This is a genomic window from Aliishimia ponticola, assembly GCF_004803475.1.
In the GTDB taxonomy this organism is placed as follows: domain Bacteria; phylum Pseudomonadota; class Alphaproteobacteria; order Rhodobacterales; family Rhodobacteraceae; genus Aliishimia; species Aliishimia ponticola.
Map to the genome: position 1 here is coordinate 21,581 of NZ_SRKY01000002.1, position 16,470 is coordinate 38,050.

Annotated in this window: 15 protein-coding genes; 6 read left to right on the plus strand and 9 right to left on the minus strand. The window is 61.6% G+C overall.

The window, feature by feature from the left end:
- Positions 1 to 18 precede the first annotated feature (18 nt).
- Together E4Z66_RS06430 and E4Z66_RS06435 are read right to left on the minus strand one after the other, a co-directional pair.
- Positions 19 to 903: a CPBP family intramembrane glutamic endopeptidase gene (locus E4Z66_RS06430; protein ID WP_136462174.1), complete on the minus strand. Its 885-nt coding sequence runs from the start codon at positions 901 to 903 to the stop codon at positions 19 to 21.
- Entirely contained in the window at positions 900 to 4,016 is a 3,117-nt protein-coding gene (locus E4Z66_RS06435; RefSeq protein WP_136462175.1) for an ABC transporter transmembrane domain-containing protein, read from the minus strand. The genes E4Z66_RS06430 and E4Z66_RS06435 overlap by 4 nt, the downstream gene beginning before the upstream one ends.
- A 176-nt stretch (positions 4,017 to 4,192) precedes the next feature.
- Between E4Z66_RS06435 and ilvD the strand changes: the two genes are divergently transcribed.
- The 4 genes from ilvD to E4Z66_RS06455 are packed head-to-tail and all read left to right on the plus strand — an operon-like array spanning position 4,193 to position 7,830.
- Complete coding sequence (gene ilvD, locus E4Z66_RS06440; RefSeq protein ID WP_136462176.1) at positions 4,193 to 5,956, plus strand: dihydroxy-acid dehydratase; 1,764 nt, start codon at positions 4,193 to 4,195, stop codon at positions 5,954 to 5,956.
- The gene (locus E4Z66_RS06445; RefSeq protein ID WP_136462177.1) at positions 5,937 to 6,629 is read left to right on the plus strand and encodes a hypothetical protein; all 693 of its coding nucleotides are present in this window, start codon (positions 5,937 to 5,939) and stop codon (positions 6,627 to 6,629) included. Before ilvD ends, E4Z66_RS06445 begins: the two co-directional genes overlap by 20 nt.
- A gap of 52 nt (positions 6,630 to 6,681) precedes the next feature.
- Positions 6,682 to 7,455: a DUF6478 family protein gene (locus E4Z66_RS06450; RefSeq protein WP_136463042.1), complete on the plus strand. Its 774-nt coding sequence runs from the start codon at positions 6,682 to 6,684 to the stop codon at positions 7,453 to 7,455.
- A gap of 12 nt (positions 7,456 to 7,467) precedes the next feature.
- Complete coding sequence (locus tag E4Z66_RS06455; protein ID WP_136462179.1) at positions 7,468 to 7,830, plus strand: hypothetical protein; 363 nt, start codon at positions 7,468 to 7,470, stop codon at positions 7,828 to 7,830.
- A gap of 24 nt (positions 7,831 to 7,854) precedes the next feature.
- On the opposite strand, the gene paaK is transcribed toward E4Z66_RS06455, so the two are convergent.
- Positions 7,855 to 9,156 (minus strand): phenylacetate--CoA ligase PaaK, encoded by a 1,302-nt coding sequence (gene paaK, locus E4Z66_RS06460; protein WP_136462180.1) that lies wholly within the window; start codon positions 9,154 to 9,156, stop codon positions 7,855 to 7,857.
- Entirely contained in the window at positions 9,153 to 9,593 is a 441-nt protein-coding gene (gene paaI / locus E4Z66_RS06465) for a hydroxyphenylacetyl-CoA thioesterase PaaI (protein WP_136462182.1), read from the minus strand. Before paaI ends, paaK begins: the two co-directional genes overlap by 4 nt.
- Before the next feature lie 124 nt (positions 9,594 to 9,717).
- Between paaI and E4Z66_RS06470 the strand changes: the two genes are divergently transcribed.
- Positions 9,718 to 10,062 (plus strand): DUF2794 domain-containing protein, encoded by a 345-nt coding sequence (locus E4Z66_RS06470; protein ID WP_136462183.1) that lies wholly within the window; start codon positions 9,718 to 9,720, stop codon positions 10,060 to 10,062.
- 43 nt (positions 10,063 to 10,105) lie between these two features.
- Here E4Z66_RS06470 and E4Z66_RS06475 read toward each other — a convergent pair whose 3' ends face one another.
- The 3 genes from E4Z66_RS06475 to E4Z66_RS06485 form a co-directional block, all read right to left on the minus strand.
- Positions 10,106 to 10,969 (minus strand): C40 family peptidase, encoded by an 864-nt coding sequence (locus E4Z66_RS06475; protein WP_136462184.1) that lies wholly within the window; start codon positions 10,967 to 10,969, stop codon positions 10,106 to 10,108.
- A complete protein-coding gene (locus E4Z66_RS06480; protein WP_136462186.1) occupies positions 10,966 to 12,351 on the minus strand; it encodes a leucyl aminopeptidase family protein in 1,386 nt (461 codons plus the stop codon). Before E4Z66_RS06480 ends, E4Z66_RS06475 begins: the two co-directional genes overlap by 4 nt.
- A gap of 137 nt (positions 12,352 to 12,488) precedes the next feature.
- Entirely contained in the window at positions 12,489 to 12,866 is a 378-nt protein-coding gene (locus tag E4Z66_RS06485; RefSeq protein WP_246035915.1) for a hypothetical protein, read from the minus strand.
- Positions 12,867 to 13,004: 138 nt separating this feature from the next.
- Between E4Z66_RS06485 and E4Z66_RS06490 the strand changes: the two genes are divergently transcribed.
- On the plus strand, positions 13,005 to 13,655 hold the full coding sequence (locus tag E4Z66_RS06490; RefSeq protein WP_136462187.1) for a carbonic anhydrase: 651 nt from the start codon (positions 13,005 to 13,007) through the stop codon (positions 13,653 to 13,655).
- 67 nt (positions 13,656 to 13,722) lie between these two features.
- On the opposite strand, the gene E4Z66_RS06495 is transcribed toward E4Z66_RS06490, so the two are convergent.
- Both E4Z66_RS06495 and E4Z66_RS06500 read right to left on the minus strand, forming a co-directional pair.
- Complete coding sequence (locus tag E4Z66_RS06495; protein WP_136462188.1) at positions 13,723 to 15,339, minus strand: DUF4139 domain-containing protein; 1,617 nt, start codon at positions 15,337 to 15,339, stop codon at positions 13,723 to 13,725.
- Positions 15,340 to 15,444: 105 nt separating this feature from the next.
- Entirely contained in the window at positions 15,445 to 16,467 is a 1,023-nt protein-coding gene (locus E4Z66_RS06500; protein ID WP_136462189.1) for an aspartate-semialdehyde dehydrogenase, read from the minus strand.
- Positions 16,468 to 16,470 lie beyond the last annotated feature (3 nt).

Sequence of the window (16,470 nt, forward strand, 5' to 3'; positions counted from 1 at the left end):
GAGCCGTCCGAATTGCAATCAGGAGCGCAACGCGACACGCGCCGCCAGCCAACTGACCAGCATGAACGCGAAATCGATCAGCAGAAGCTCTCGCATGGCGGCCTCATCGGCCATCGGGAAGGCGTAAAGTCGCAGGGCGAGGCCCGACAGGCTTTCCATGGGTGACAGGATCAGCATGGCGAAGGCGTTATTGACGAAATGCACCGCAATGGCGGGCCCGAGAGAGCCGGAGCGCGCCGTCAAATCGGCCATCAGCGCGCCGAATAGCCCAGCCCATGCCACCACGATCCATGCGTTGGACCCCAGCGACGGGTCGTAATGCGCGATGGCGAATAGCGCCGAGGGCAGGCCGATCCAGGCGATGGGCGACCGGGTGTGCGCGGCGATCTGCTGTTGCAAGTAGCCGCGGAACAGAATCTCCTCGGCTGAAACTTGCACAAGGACCGCCAGAAGCGACAGCGGCAGCAGCGACAGCCATGTGGCGACGGGCAAGCCGGGTTCGGTATCCGCGAACATGCCCCAGGGCGGCAGCAGAAGCAGCACGATGTTCAGCAGAACAAGCGCCGCCAGCACCCGGAAAAACTCTGGCCAGACGGATTGTCCCAAAACGGGGCGCAATGTACGTTTGTGCATAAAGCGCAGCGCGACCGAAAGCGCGGCAAGCCAAAGCGCAAAGCTGAACAGCATGAGCAGCATCAGCGCCGGTGTCCGTGCCGCCGCGAGGTCTTCGATGGTCACGAAATGCCCGAAAGATGCCGCGGCGCCCTGCACGAAATCGTACAGCAACATGGTCGATACGATGATTATCGCGATCATCAGGACGCAGGACAGCGCCGTCCGTATCAGGCCATTGCGCCCGTCCCGCGCGGGCCGGACCAGGTCTTCGTGGGGCGTGTAATTCACGTATCGTCCTTGCTATCCGCCGGCGCGTCACCGGCTGGCGGCGTGGTAAAGTCGCGCGGGATTTCGATGCCGCTGTCACGGATCAGGGTTGCGGTGTTGGACAGGTGCCCCGCCACCGTGCGCAACAGGCTGAACGCCACCTGCATATCGTTTTGCACGACGGCAAGATATTCGGGCGCGCCGATCCGTAGAAAGACGGTGTCTTCCAGCGCGACCATGTCCACGCTGCGTTCTTCGTTCAGGATGACGGCCAGATCGCCGATGACCCTGCCCGATTCGACGGTGGTGATCGGAACGTGGACATTGGCTTTGGCTTCGGTAAAGCTCAGCTCTGCCTTGCCGCGAACACATAGATAGACGGCGTCTGCCGCATCGCCGCGGCGGAATACGGTCTTGCCCTTGCGGGCCCGATACCACTGCGCGGAGAAGGCCAGAAGCCGCTGGTTGCGCGGGTCGAGATCGGCAAACAGTTCCGAATTGGCAATAATCCGGACCTTGCGTTGCAAGTCGTCCGTGCCGGGGCCGCCGCGATCCAGAAGGTCCTTCCGCTCCACGCCGTCGATGCGCCCGTCTTCGACTTCGATGTAGATGTCGTAATTGGCGGGATTGCCGAATTCGTCTTCGATGAAGATCAGCGTTGTTTCGGGCATCAAGTTGCGCAATTCGGCGCGGGTTCGTTCGCGGCTTGCAGAATCGTGCGAGGCCAGCACCTTGTCCAGGATCAGGATATCGGGGCGCTTGATCGCGGCGCGGCTGAAGGCGGCACGTTCAAGGAAGACGCCGGGCATATTGCTGCCGCCGATGCCGGTGGGCACATCCCAGATCGTTTCCGCCACGGTTTGCCGCATTCCGTGCTTTTCAAGAACCTCCGCAACCACATCCGCGACCATTTCGCCGCGCGCGCCTGCCACGGCCGAAATCCGTCCATAAAGCAGGTTCTCGATCAACGTCAGACGCGGGAAATATGAGTCCGGCTCGATGGCGCTGAAGAACTCCTTCGATGCCTCGCGTAGCGCGGCCCCATGCGATTTGCGGATCGCCACGATTTCATCCTTGAAGCTTTCGGGGAAGGCGGGGCCGATCTGTTCGGCGGTGAACAGGAACGGGATCGTCAGCAGCAGCGTGAACTCATCCTCTGTGAGCGCGCCATCGCCCTTGATGCGGCGGCGTTCCGCGATTTCTGTGAGTTTTTCGTAAAGCGCGTCGTCGATGCCGAGCGCCTGGAACAGCGGGTGTTCGGTGCCGTCTTTGCCGAAGGTCTGATCAAGCGTTTCGATCACGGTCTGGGAAATCGCGATGATCTGTTCACCCAGCCCATGTCGCAGGACCATGGCGATGAAACCGCGTTCGTTCATCAATTCTTCTTGCGAGATATACCGCAGCGGCGAGGCAAAGATCAGGTTGCTGCCAAGGGGAACGGCCGGATTGAACATGTCCGGATCGAAGCGATAGACCACGTCATCCAGCCCCTTGTCTTCGATCGCCTGCCAGACCTCGCCGCGCAATGCGATGACTTGCTCGACCAGCTTCTCGTGCTTTTTCTCATCGACGAAGGAGGTCAGCATCCGCCGGAACATGAACTCGTCGATGCCCATGGCCTTGGTCAGTTGGAACCACCAGCCGCGCACGTCGCCATCGGTCACGAATTCCGCGATGCCGGGATCGGTCCAGTCTTCGTTCAGGTCGTCCGTGCTGTTGCCAGAGCGGTAGGCTTCGATCCGGTGGCGGTCGCCGGGGGCCGGGCGTTCCGGGCTTTGCGGCGGGTGGGAGCGGAGCGGCATCAAAAGGTTCGTGCCAAGCGTTCCGTCAAAGAAATAGGGGCGCGACTGCGCATAGCCGATCCGGGCAGCGATCACGGCTTGGTGCAGATCGTTAAGGTTCTGTCCAGAGACAAAGACCTGCCCGCGCGATGGCAGGACTTCGCGGGTCAGCACATCTGCCAGCGCCGCGCGTTCGGTCTGGCCGGTGACCTTGATCGCCACGTTGCTGCCCGCGGGAATATCCAGCGTGATGTCTTCCAGAATGGCCGCGCCCGACGCGCCGCGCACGGTCACATTGCGCAGCGAAATATCGCCCCGCAGATGCGGAATGGTTTCGGGGAAGCCTTCGAACAGTTTCTTGTCGATCATGTCGGGGGGATCGAAGCGCTCTGTCACGATTTCCCAGCGCAGCGACATGTCCTGCACCTGGTTGTAGAAGGTCAAAAGCTCCTTCCAGGGGGCGGACAGGTCTTTATACGCGGCCAGCGCGGCCACCAGCGCCCCCACCGAAATTTCCCCGCGGATCGCCAGAACGCCGCCCACGAGGTAGAAGAAGAAGGGCGTCAGTTGCGTGATGAAGTTGTTGAGAAACTTCATGAAGAACTTTTTCTGGTAGATCTGGAACCGGATGTCGAAGAGGCGGCCCAGACGCTCTGTGAATTGCGCCCGGCGGTAGCGCCAGCCACCGCTTGCACGCAAATCCTGCATCCCGGCGGCGGTTTCCCCGATCTCGGACGCGAGCGATCGGATTTGTATGATCCGCTTTTTGTTCAACTGGTTGATCTGCCGCTGCAAGATCGGGATCAGCCAGGCCTGAAGCGGGATCAGCGCGATACCGGCCAGCCCGAACCAGACCGATTGCAGGAACAAAAAGACCATGATGATGATCATCTGGCCCGCCTGAAACAGCGGCTGCGCGACGGCGTCGCCCATCAGGCCGCCCATTGGTTCGGCCTCTGACGTGATCATGGAGACCAGTTCGCCCTGACTGGTGCGCTGGAAATAGCTTTTGGGAAAGCGCATCATGCGCGCCAGCAGCGTATAGCGGAAGCGGCGCAGCATCCGTTCGGCCAGCACGCCCTTCATCGTGTTGAGCCGCATTTTCAGCAGCCCATGGGCCAGCACCGCGCCCAGATAGGCAAAGCTGAGCGCCATCAGGTACTGGATCTGCGTCAACTCATAGCCGAAGGCGTCAATGACCGTGCTGTCGGCGGAAATCGCGTCATTGATGATCTGCTTGGGCAGTTCCAAGGTCGCGTAAAGGAAGGGGAACGTGATTAACGTTACCACCAGCAATAAGATCTGATCGCGCTTCGAATACTTCCAGATGAAGGCGAAAAGGGAACGTTCCATGAGCCGCCCGTGCTGCCGGCGGCCCGTGCCACCCTTTCGTTTGGACCATAAGGGTAGGGTTGCCACCAAGCGATTACAAGCGCGCGGCGTTGCGGCTTTTTCGGCAGCGTTATCCCTTGCGAGGCTCCATGCCCTCCGATATTCGGACTTAAAGCTATTCCGGGAGGCCCAGCCAGATGCTGAAGAAACAGTTCGACAAGTCCAAGCTGCCCAGCCGTCACGTGACCGAAGGACCGGCACGCGCACCGCATCGGTCCTACTATTACGCGATGGGAATGACCGAGGACGAAATTCACCAACCTCTGGTCGGCGTTGCGACTTGCTGGAACGAGGCCGCGCCTTGCAACATCGCGCTGAACCGTCAGGCACAGGCAGTGAAGATGGGCGTGAAATCGGCTTTCGGCACACCGCGGGAATTCACGACGATCACTGTCACCGACGGGATCGCGATGGGCCATGAGGGCATGCGGTCTTCTCTCGCGTCGCGTGAGGCGATTGCCGACACGGTGGAACTGACCATGCGCGGCCATTGCTATGACGCGCTGGTGGGCCTTGCGGGCTGCGACAAATCGCTGCCGGGCATGATGATGGCGATGATCCGTCTCAACGTGCCGTCCGTGTTCCTATACGGCGGATCGATCCTGCCGGGCAAAGCGCCGAACAACCCCGAAGTGCCCGCCGATTTCGCGAACCGCGATCTGACGGTGCAAGACATGTTCGAAGCGGTCGGGCGTCACCAGAATGGCCAGATGTCGGACGTTGCTCTGGATGTGCTGGAACGCGTCGCCTGCCCGTCGGCAGGGGCTTGTGGCGGTCAGTTCACAGCGAACACCATGGCCTGTGTGTCCGAAGCGATTGGTTTGGCGCTGCCGAACTCCTCTGGTGCGCCTGCGCCTTATGAAAGCCGTGACCAATATGCCGAGGCCTCCGGCGCTGCGGTCATGAACCTGATCGAAAAGAATATCCGGGCCCGTGACGTTGTCACGCAGAAGTCGCTGGAAAACGCGGCGCGTGTGGTTGCCTGTACCGGTGGGTCGACCAATGCCGGTCTGCACCTGCCTGCGATGGCGCATGAGGCGGGGATCGAATTCTTCCTTGAGGACGTCTGCGACATCTTCCGCGACACGCCTTACTTCGTCGATCTGAAGCCCGGCGGCCAATACGTTGCGAAAGACCTTTACGAGGTCGGCGGCGTCTATGTGGTGATGAAAGAACTGCGCAAGGCGGGTCTGATCCACGAAGACTGCATGACCGCGACCGGGTATTCCATCGGCGAGGAACTGGATAAGATCGCACTGGAAGCGGATGGCAAGGTGATCCATCCCGTTTCGACCCCGATCACCAAGACCGGCGGCGTTGTCGGGCTGAAGGGCAATCTGGCCCCGGAAGGCGCTATCGTGAAGGTTGCCGGGATCGAAGCGCAGCATCAGCGTTTTGTCGGCCCGGCCCGCGTTTTCGAGTGCGAGCAGGACGCCTTTGAAGCCGTGCAAAACCGCGCCTACAAGGAAGGCGAAGTGATCGTCATCCGCAACGAAGGCCCGGCAGGCGGCCCCGGTATGCGCGAGATGCTCGCCACGACCGCGGCGCTGTCCGGTCAGGGCATGGGCAAAAAGGTCGCGTTGATCACCGATGGCCGGTTCTCTGGCGCGACGCGCGGCTTCTGTGTCGGCCATGTCGGCCCCGAAGCCTATCACGGCGGTCCGATTGCGCTGCTGCAAGATGGCGATATCATCACCATCGACGCCATCAGCGGCGAATTGTCCGTTGATCTGACGCAGGACGAGCTGGACGAGCGTAAAGCGGCGTGGGACGGCCCGCGCGAGACGATCTATGCCTCTGGCGCGCTGTGGAAATTCGCGAAACTGGTGGGCGAGACTTACAAGGGCGCGGTCACGCATCCCGGGGGCAAGGCAGAGAAACATGAGTACATGGACCTGTAAGAGGTCCATCGTCACGCTTGTAGTAACGGTAGGCCTGTCCGCCTGTTCGGCGGACAGTAGTGATGGTGGGTTTTCGTTATTTGAACCGATAGAGCAGCAGGAAACGCCCGACGGTGCGCGCAAGAACCATGCGTTGCGCAGCGCGAAGATGGCGCGGGGCGAGATCGCCATCGTGCCGCCGAATGGCTTCTGTCTCGACAAGCGCGTCCATAGCCGGGATTTCACCGTTCTTGCGCGCTGTGACAGCCTTGGCGGTCGGGGTGGTGCGCAGGATGCGGCGCTGGGCATGATCTCTGTCGCGGTTGCGCCTGCTGCTGACGACGATGTTGCGGCGCATGTGCTGACCGCGCTGGTCCAAGGGCAGGGCGAGATCGTGGAGATGCGGCAAGACGGCGATGTGGCGCTGGCTCATCTGCGCGGCGACGTGCCGGATGGCGCGGACCCGGCCCATTGGCGCGGCGTGATCCGCATCGGCAGTCACATGATGTCCATGGCGGCCTATGCCCCGCCGGGCGGCGTGATTGCCGGGGCACAGGGGCAGCAGGTGCTGTCGTCGCTGGCGATGCGGTCGCATGATGCCTCGCTGGCCTCTGATCTGGCGGGAAACACGGCCACCGGTGCACCTGAAACTCGAAAAGGGCTTGGCGGGTTGCTGCGTGGTTTATTAGATTGAAACCACTCGCCGTGATAAGGCGATGAGCAGACCAGAATGGGCAACGACAGCGATGGGACAAGAAGGCGGCGGATTGCTCGACACGGTGTTTTTCCAGCGCACGATGCGGCGATGGGCCCGTGCAGCGCGGCAAGCGACCCGGACCGATCTTGATGTGTTGCGTCAGCAGCGGCAGCGCGCCCGTGCGCTTCGGGTGCATCTGGAAAGCCTGATCTACAAAGCGGAGGAGCGTCTGGCGCTTCCTGCTGTCGGCTCCAACAACTTTCCTCGCCCCTATAACGCGGATTGGGGATGGCGCCCCGAACTCTGGCGCGGACCATTGCCAATTCCGGGGATCAGCTCGGTTCAGAACAAGGCGACCTTGGGCAAGGAAGTGACCATGTTCCACGACTGCGCCTTTTCCGAGGTGACCCTGCGCCAGTTGCGCAACCTGCGCGAAGAAGACCTTGCGCCCTATGGCCTGCGGATGGACGTGTTCCGCTTTGACGGGTCTTACCTGTCGATGGTGATTGACCTGCCGGAAGAGGCGGTCGTCGGGCTGCGCAAAAGCCATCTTATCCGGCTCACCACCATTGTGGAGATGGAACAGCCGATCGAGATTTTCGCCCGTCTGAACATCAAGCACGGCCCGAATACCGAACAGGTCGTGCGCGAGCTGCCGCTGACCGACGCTCATGTCGAGGTGGAGTTCGACCTTGCCTATACCAACCTGAATGAACGGCGTGTCGAGAAAGCGTGGGTCGATCTGATTTTCGAGGGGCCGGAAATGAACCAGGTGATTTTGCGCGATGTGACATTTGCCCGGCGCCCCCGCGCGTCCATGTGAGGAGAGCGACTGATGAGCAATTTGCAGGTTGCGACCACGAAAATTCAGCAAGGCGTGTGGCGCGGTGTGCTGACCCATGCGACTGGCGTGCCGCAGATCGAGGTGCTGCATCTGGATAAGCCCGTGCCGCTCGTCACCGTCGAAGAGGTCGAGGATGGCTGGCTGGTACAGTTTCCCATCCCGGCGGATGCGATTGCCGACGGGGTGCAGACCTTTGTCGTCGTGGACAAGGTCGATGGGGAGCAGATCTGGGACTTTACCCTGATCGCGGGCGAGGCGCTGGGCGACGATATTCGGGCCGAAATCGACCTGTTGCGCGCCGAGCTTGATATGCTCAAACGCGCGTTTCGCCGCCACTGTCTGGAAACCGCCTGACCCGACCCGCGCAAACGGCGTGGGTCACCCCTTGGGCCGGTTGTCCACGATCCGCACGGCCTTGCCTTCGGAACGTGCGACGCCGCCGATCTCTCGTACCTCCACCTGCACGGAGATACCGACCGTCTGTTTGACCAGCGCGGCCAATTCCCGGCCTTTATGCGTGCTGTCGACGCTGGCATCGGCCACCTCGCATAGCACCTGCATCACATCCATCCGGTCTGGTTTGCTCAGTTCGATCTGGAAATGCGGTGCGAGGCCGGCCACCTGCATCAGGCATTCTTCGATCTGTGTCGGGAACACGTTGACGCCGCGCAGGATCATCATGTCGTCGCTGCGGCCTGTAACCTTTTCCATCCGCCGCATGGACCGTGCGGTGCCGGGCAGCAGCCGGGTCAGATCGCGCGTGCGGTAGCGGATGATCGGAAACGCTTCTTTCGCCAGCGATGTGAAGACCAGTTCGCCCAACTCGCCGTCGGGCAAGACAGCGCCTGTGTCCGGGTCGATGATTTCGGGATAGAAATAATCTTCCCAGATGTGCAGCCCGTCCTTGGTTTCCACGCATTCCATCGACACACCGGGGCCGACCACTTCGGACAGGCCATAGATATCGACCGCGTGCATGTCGAAGGCTTGCTCGATCTCCTTGCGCATCGCGTTGGTCCACGGCTCTGCGCCGAAGATACCGACCTCCAGCGAAGTATCGCGCGGGTCGATCCCCTCGCGCGCGAATTCATCCAGGATCGACAGCGCGTAGGATGGTGTGACGGTGATGCCCTTGGGCTTGAAGTCGTTGATCAGGCGGACCTGTCGCGGGGTCATCCCGCCAGAGATCGGCACGGTGCATAGCCCCAACGCGTCAGAGCCCAGATGGATGCCCAGCCCGCCGGTAAACAGGCCGTAGCCATAAGCGTTATGGAGCAGATCGCCCGAACGCAGACCCGCCGCGCGCAGACTGCGTGCCACGACGCTTCCCCACATTTCCAGATCATTCTGCGTATAGCCAACGACCGTCGGCTGTCCGGTCGTCCCGGAAGAGGCATGAATCCGCGCCACCTGTTCGCGCGGAACGGCAAACATGCCGAAGGGGTAATTGTCGCGCAAATCCTGTTTCACCGTGAAAGGGAATTTCGCCAGATCGTCCAGCGAGGTCAGATCGTCCGGATGGACCCCGGCCGCGTCGAAGGAAGCTCGGTAATGCGGTACGTTTTCATAGGCATGCGCCAATGACCATTTCATCCGCTGCAGTTGCAGCCCGGCGATTTCGTCGCGCGAGGCGATTTCGATCGGGCCGAGGCTGTCTTTGGGCGGTGTGAGATCCTTCATGATTGTTCCTCCTCCTCAGGAAACGTCTGACCCTTTATCGTGCGGGACAAGCCGCGCATCAGGGCCACGGTGCGTCCGTCCTCTCCGCGAACCGTGACGTCATATGTGCCGGATCTGCCGGTCAGGGTGACTTCGACCGCCTCTGCCGTCAGGCGCTCTCCCGCGCGGCCGGGACTGACATAGGTGATCTGGTTTTGCTGCGCGACGGTCACCTTGTTGTAGGTGTTGCAGGCGAAAGCGAAGGCGCTGTCTGCAAGGGTGAAGATGAAGCCCCCATGGGCAATCGCGTGACCATTGACCATGTCGGGGCGCACGATCATCGACAACGTGGCCCGGCCCGGTGCAATGGCTTCGATCTGCATCCCCAAGCCTTGGCTGGCCGGATCATTGCCCAGCATGGTGGCGGCTGACCGCTCTGCGCGCTCCTGTGGTGTCATTGTGTTTCATTCCTCCTCGCCCCTGATGATATTCGTAACGTATCGCCGCGATTCCGACAATCCCGTTCACGTGGGCCCGTTTTCAATGCTTGCCATGTCGGAAAATTGGCGCAAGTCTTGAGCTATGAACATGCAAGTACCGACAGGCACCGGCGGGGAGTTTCAAAACCCGGTGGTTGCCTTTCACCGAACCGAGCTTGGGCCGATCCTGTCACTTTATGGCCGCATGGTCGCGGCGGGCGAGTGGCGCGATTACGGGATTTCGTCCTTGAAGGACGTTGCGGTTTTTTCCGTGTTTCGCAGGACGGCGGAGACGCCGATCTACAGGATCGAGAAGCGACCGAAGCTGCGCGGCAAGCAGGGAATGTATGCGGTTGTTGGCATGGATGGCCGGATCTTGCGACGCGGGCACGACCTGAAATCGGTGTTGCGGGTGCTGGAGCGCAAGTTGATCCGGGCGGTGGAATGAACTTCGGGCGTTGAGCCTGGCCACCGCGTGCCATTGAGTATTTTCAGAACAATGAAGGTCGTGGGCGCGCGCAGCCGGTCATGTCGCCGAATTCTTTTTGGCTGATCCGTGCGATCGCCTGTGCGAGCGGCTCAATCGTCACGGACATGTGGTGGGCATTGGCGTGGATGAGGCGGGTGCCGTCCAGCATCATCCCCACATGGCCCTTCCAGAAGACCAGATCGCCGCGGGCGAGGTTACCCTGGGGGATCTCTGCGAAAGCTGCGGCTTGTTGGTCGCTGTCGCCGGGGCAGGGGATGTCGCAGGCCAGAAGGGCAGCTTGGACGAGGCCAGAACAATCGATACCGAAGCTGGAATTTCCGCCCCAGAGGTAAGGTGTTCCGATCAGCCGTTCGGCGACGGCTGCCGGGTCCGTTTCCGGAGACGGCACGGGGGCAAGATGTTGGCTGGGTACAAAGCGGTTTGAGGACAGGGTGCCGGTGGACCATGTGATTTCGGACCACTGATCGCTTTGGCCTATGACCGTAACGCGGCTGCCGAAGGGGAGTGGGGTGACCCTGCCTTGGGTTTTGAGGCCACTGGTCGTTTTCGCGTAGGTCCGCGCGACGCAGATTCTGTGCGTGGGGGCGGGCAGCGCCGGGACGAATGCCGCCTCTTCGATCCAGCCGACATATTGGTCGCGCTTTGCCTGACCGAAGACCCAACCATCTTGTTTGTCGAGCGCGTGGAAGGTTTCGCCGCGCAACAGTTGGCGGTCCCGCGGCCCATTTGGCGTGCGGCAAAGGTCGGTGACGATGGCGCTGACGAGTTGCGGGGTGCCTGCGACATAGCTGGGCGCCTGGATGATGCCTTGCAGGGACACATGCGCGACCCGGTCATTTGCGGGGGTGACGCGCGGGTCCGTCATAGGTCCAGCATGTCTGGCAGCGCGTCGAGCAGCGCCCGCGCCCCCATGCCGACGCCGCCTTTCGGGCGACCCGGTGCGGCGGTGGGGTTCCACCCGTAGATGTCGAAATGCATATAGGGCGCGTTGTCGACGAAGCGGCGCAGAAACAGCGCGGCAGTGATGGAGCCGGCAAAACCGCCAGAGGGTGCGTTGTCGAGATCCGCGATGCCCGGTTCGATCATTTTCTCGTACGGGGCGTGGAAGGGCATGCGCCAGACCGGATCGGCGGTTTTGCCGGCTGCGCGGCTCAGGCTTTCGGCATGTGTGTCCGAGTCCGTGTAGAAGGGGGCGAGGTCGGGGCCGACGGCGACGCGGGCCGCGCCGGTGAGCGTGGCCATGGAAACCACCAGATCGGGCGTGTCCTCATCCGCGAGGGCGAGGGCGTCGGCAAGGACCAGCCGTCCTTCGGCGTCGGTGTTATTGATCTCGACCGTCAGACCTTTGCGGGATGTCAGGATGTCGCCGGGGCGAAACGCATTACCCGCCACGGCGTTTTCGACAGCGGGGATCAGGACGCGCAGGCGCAATGGAAGCTGGAGCGCCATGATCATATGCGCAAGGCCCAGTACGGTCGCTGCGCCGCCCATGTCCTTTTTCATCAATCCCATCGACGCGCCGGGCTTGAGGTTGAGTCCGCCAGTGTCGAAGCACACACCTTTGCCAACAAGCGTGAGTTGCGGGCCGCTTTCCCCCCAGCGCATGTCGATCAGCCGGGGGGCACGGTCGGCCGCGCGCCCGACGGTGTGGATCATGGGGAAGTTCTTGTCGAGCAGGGCCTCGCCTTCGGTGATTTCGATCTTGGCACTCATCTGGTCTGCGAGCGCCTTGGCCGCGTCGGCAAGGTCTGCGGGGCCCATATCTTCGGCCGGGGTGTTGATCAGGTCGCGGGTCAATGCCTCCCCCGTGGCGATGACCTCCAGCCGGTGGGCGAGGGCCGGGTCTTGGGGCGCAAGCAGCCGGGCCTTGGGCGCAGGCGATGTCCGGTAGCGCGAAAAGCTGTAGCCCGCCAGAAGCCAGCCAAGATATTCTGCGGCGAGAGCATCCTCCGGCAGGTCGCTGACAAGGTCGAAGGTGGCGTCCGGTAAAGCCCGGCGCGCTGCGGCGAGGGGGAAGCGGGTGCGCGCCCGGTCCTGCGCAGAGCCAAGGCCGACCATCGCAAGGCCGCATGTGCCATCGGGCGCGGGGACGGTCAGAAGTTCGCCATGTCCAGCCTTGAAGGACTGTGTTTGCGCCCATGTGCGGGCTGTGTCCGGCAGCGCGGCGAGGGCATCATCCAGCTGATCCGAGGCGATCAGGTGCAGCGGAATTGCGGCGGGGTCCGGTTTGGAGAAGGTCAGGGGCATCGGGCAACCTTTGATGAACAGGTGTTGCCCGAAACCTTAAAGCGATCGTGCAGGGAACGGAATCGAAATACGCGCACCCCGGTGCCGGTTGGCCGGGGGCGATATTCGGAAAGCCGTCAATCGGAAAGCCGCCGCGATCAAACTTGGTCCTGCAAATCCCAGATCGCGGTCAGTGACCGTTCGCCCACACGCAAAAGACGCGCCAAGGTCGCCGCGATGGCAACGTCATCGTTCTGGTCGATCGTTTTGCGCACATCCGCCGCGACAAGTGCCACTTTCTGCATGCCGATCTGTTCTGCAATCGCCACGAGGGACCGCACGCCTTTGCGCAGCTCCGCAAGATCATTTTGACGGTACTGACGTTCCGCATGGCTTAACCGCAGGGCCAACTCTTCCATGGCGCGGCGCACGACGTCTTCAGCGCCAAGCGCGCCAAGCTGCGTATACAATGCGCCCAGCTGATCGTGATCGAGGCTGGCCGGTTCATCCTGTATGAGTTGTCTGATCGAAGTCACTTTTTCACCACTACACTATCGTTTCCCACCGATCGGAACATGCGCGAGAAGTGTTCTCAAATCGTTGCACCAGTTCGGACTTTTCACTCGAATTCTGCTCAAAAGTTCTATAATTCGAGCGGAACGAATGGAGTGGACATGCACAGATTAAAGCCCCTACCCGCCTATTTGCAGCAACGCTATCACGGTTGGAAAGCCACGACTTATGCCGAGAACAGCTCTTGGTATGAACGTCTGGCCACAGAGGGCCAACGCCCGCGCGCGATGGTGATTTCCTGCTGCGATAGCCGTGTTCATGTCACGTCCATATTTGGCGCCGACCAAGGTGAGTTCTTCATTCACCGCAATATCGCCAACCTCGTGCCGCCATTCGAACCCGATAGCGGCAACCACGGCACCTCTGCCGCGATCGAATATGCGGTGACGGTTCTGAAGGTTTCGCACCTGATCGTGCTGGGCCACAGCAAATGTGGCGGCGTGCAGGGTTGCATCGATATGTGCAAAGGTGACGCCCCCGATCTGCAGCGCAAAGACAGCTTTGTCGGGCGCTGGATGGATATTCTTGCGCCGAAATTCCCGGAGGTGGAGGCGATCTCCGACCCCGATGAACAGGCCCAAGCCTTTGAAAAGCTGTCGGTTCTGGCGTCGATGGAAAATCTTGTGACCTTCCCCTTCGTGGCGGAGCGGGTCGAATCCGGTCAACTCAGCCTGCATGGGCTTTGGTTGAACATGGGCGCGGGCGAATTGGAGTTCTACTCTCCGCCCGCTGACGAATTCCAGCCGGTCTGATGACCGAACCGTGCCACGCGGCATTCAGCCTGTGGCACGGTCTGGCGCGATCTGGTGGCTCGCGCGATTACTGAACGATCTGGCCCTCGGGCCATTTCATCGTCCATCTGGTGGTGACAGAGGTCGCCGCGCCCGGGGCCATATCCAGCGTCCATTGCAGCACGCCGCGATCATCTTCGCGGTCCGTTACGTCAGGCTTGGGCTGCGCTGTGAAGTCGATCACGAGGTCTTCCTGCTCGGAATAGGGGATGCGGTCGATCAACTCCACGGACCATGCGCGCTCCGTCAGGTTGGCGATGTCGATCCGCACCTCTTCAGAGCTTTCATTGGATCGGGTGATGATCCCCCGGTCGCCCTCGTTACGGCGCAGAACCGTTCGATCCAAGGTCAGGCCGGTGATCGGGCCGAACCCCAGTTCCGCCTCTTGTCCCGGCGCGATGGTGTCAAAGCCGTTGGCACCGACGAAACCGCCATCGAAAAAGCGCCGCGCCTGCCCGGTCGGCAACAGGGGCTGATCGCTGGTATTGGTAAATTTCGCCATGACAAAGGCCGTGTCGTCGGTCAGCGGCGCGGCACGGGCAAAGATCTCCGCCGCGAAGTCGAGGCTGTCGAATGGCATCCGCACATCATCCGCACCGCTTGCCAGCGATACCGGCGTCTCAAAGGCATACACCAGCGCCAGACCTTGCGTGCTGTAGGAGGGCGCGGCCTCTGCCGTCACAGCGAGCTCTTCCATGCGGGGCGCGGCGGCATCGGCCATCTTGGCGGTGCTCAACCCCCGCGCAATCTGCCCGTCATGCAGGCGGCGCAGCCACGGCCAGACCTTGCCCGGATCGGTCTGCCCGATATTCTGGGTCGACAGGGTCAGGGCCACGTTTTCCCAGTTCTCGCCTGTATTCTGCACCACCCATGCACCGCGATCCACGGTCAGCGTCGCATCATCGGCCCATGACAAATGCAAATCATAAGCGGGCCGCCAATAGGCATTCGCGCTAAAGGTTAGGCGGACCGGAACATCGGTCATGTCCTCACTCACGGTGACATCAACGGCAAGGAACACGCGGTCTTCGCGCTCTGGCACAAGCGCGGCCAACGCCTGTTGCGCGCGGGTCAGATCGTCCTTCAGCGCGTCCAGCTTTTCACGTTCGACGCGCGCGGCAATCCGGGCGGCTTGCGCGGTTTGCTTGGCAGCCAGCGTCTGCGTCGCGATCATTTGCGCGATTTCGGCCAGGCTCGTTGCATCTTGCGGCAGGGCATCGCTGGCCCCCAAAGCGGCGAGAAAGGCGATACGGGCCTCGGCGGCTTGTGCGGTCAGTTCTTCTGCCTCGGCCGCGTCCTTGACCTCGCGAATGGCGCGTTCGGCGGCGCGCACGGCGTCCCTTGCGGCGGTGATTTCTGGCGAGTCGGGCGCGGTTCTGGGCGGCGTGTTGTCCCGGCGGAACCGGATTGGCCCAAGCTCCATCCCCGGCGCATCGACGAAGTAGTTCGCGGCATCGGTGTTAATCTGCGGAAGGCTGTCGAAGTTCAGCGTGTGCGTGCCCGCGGGCAAGGTCACGGTGACTTCGTGGGTGATCAGGCCCCCTTGGGGGAAGATCACCGCTTCGGTCGCGCGGCTTGGCACGGTGAAGGTATCCGCCAACACAGGCAGGGGAAACAGGGCAAGGGAAAGCGCAACGGCACGCATGAAAAGCACTCCAGTTCAGGTTGAGACCAGATTGCCTGAGCGGCGGGCAAAGAAAAAGGGGCGCTTCGTGCAGCGCCCCCTTAGAAATCGTGCAGTCGGCAAAGATCAGCCTTTCTGCAAAACCTCGCGTCCCAGCAGTTCCGCGATCTGGACCGCGTTCAAAGCGGCACCTTTGCGCAGGTTGTCGGACACGCACCACAGGTTCAGACCGTTGTCGATGGTGCTGTCCTGACGGATGCGGCTGATGAAGGTCGCGAAATCGCCGACACATTCCTTCGGCGTGACGTAGCCACCGTCTTCGCGCTTGTCGATCACCATGATGCCGGGGCTTTCGCGCAGGATGTCGCGGGCCTCGTCCTCATCAAGGAAGTCTTCGAACTCAAGGTTGATCGCTTCGGAGTGGCCAACAAAAACCGGCACCCGCACGCAGGTCGCGGTGACCTTGATCTTGGGGTCGACGATTTTCTTCGTCTCGGCCACCATCTTCCACTCTTCCTTGGTGGAGCCATCTTCCATGAAGACGTCGATATGCGGAATCACGTTGAAAGCGATTTCCTTGGTGAATTTCTTTGGTTCCACCTCGGTCACCGGGTTGTAGACGGCCTTGGTCTGATCCCAAAGCTCATCCATGCCATCCTTGCCCGCGCCGGATACCGACTGGTAGGTCGACACAACCACGCGCTTGATCTTCGCGCGGTCATGCAGCGGCTTGAGCGCCACGACCATCTGCGCGGTGGAACAGTTCGGGTTCGCGATGATGTTCTTCTTGGAATAGCCGTGAATCGCGTCCGCGTTCACTTCCGGTACGATCAGCGGGATGTCCGGATCATAGCGATAGAGCGAGGAGTTATCGATCACGACGCAACCCGCAGCGGCGGCTTTGGGAGCGTATTCCTTGGTCGCGGAGGAACCGATGGCGAACAGCGCCATGTCCCAGCCCGTGAAGTCGAACGTGTCGAGGTCCTTTGTCTTCAGCGTCTTGTCGCCAAACGACACCTCTGTGCCGAGAGATTTTCGCGACGCAAGCACGGCAATCTCATCCACGGGGAACTGGCGCTCGGCCAGGATGTTCAGCATTTCGCGGCCCACGTTGCCCGTGGCGCCGGCGACGACGACTTTGTAGCCCATCGG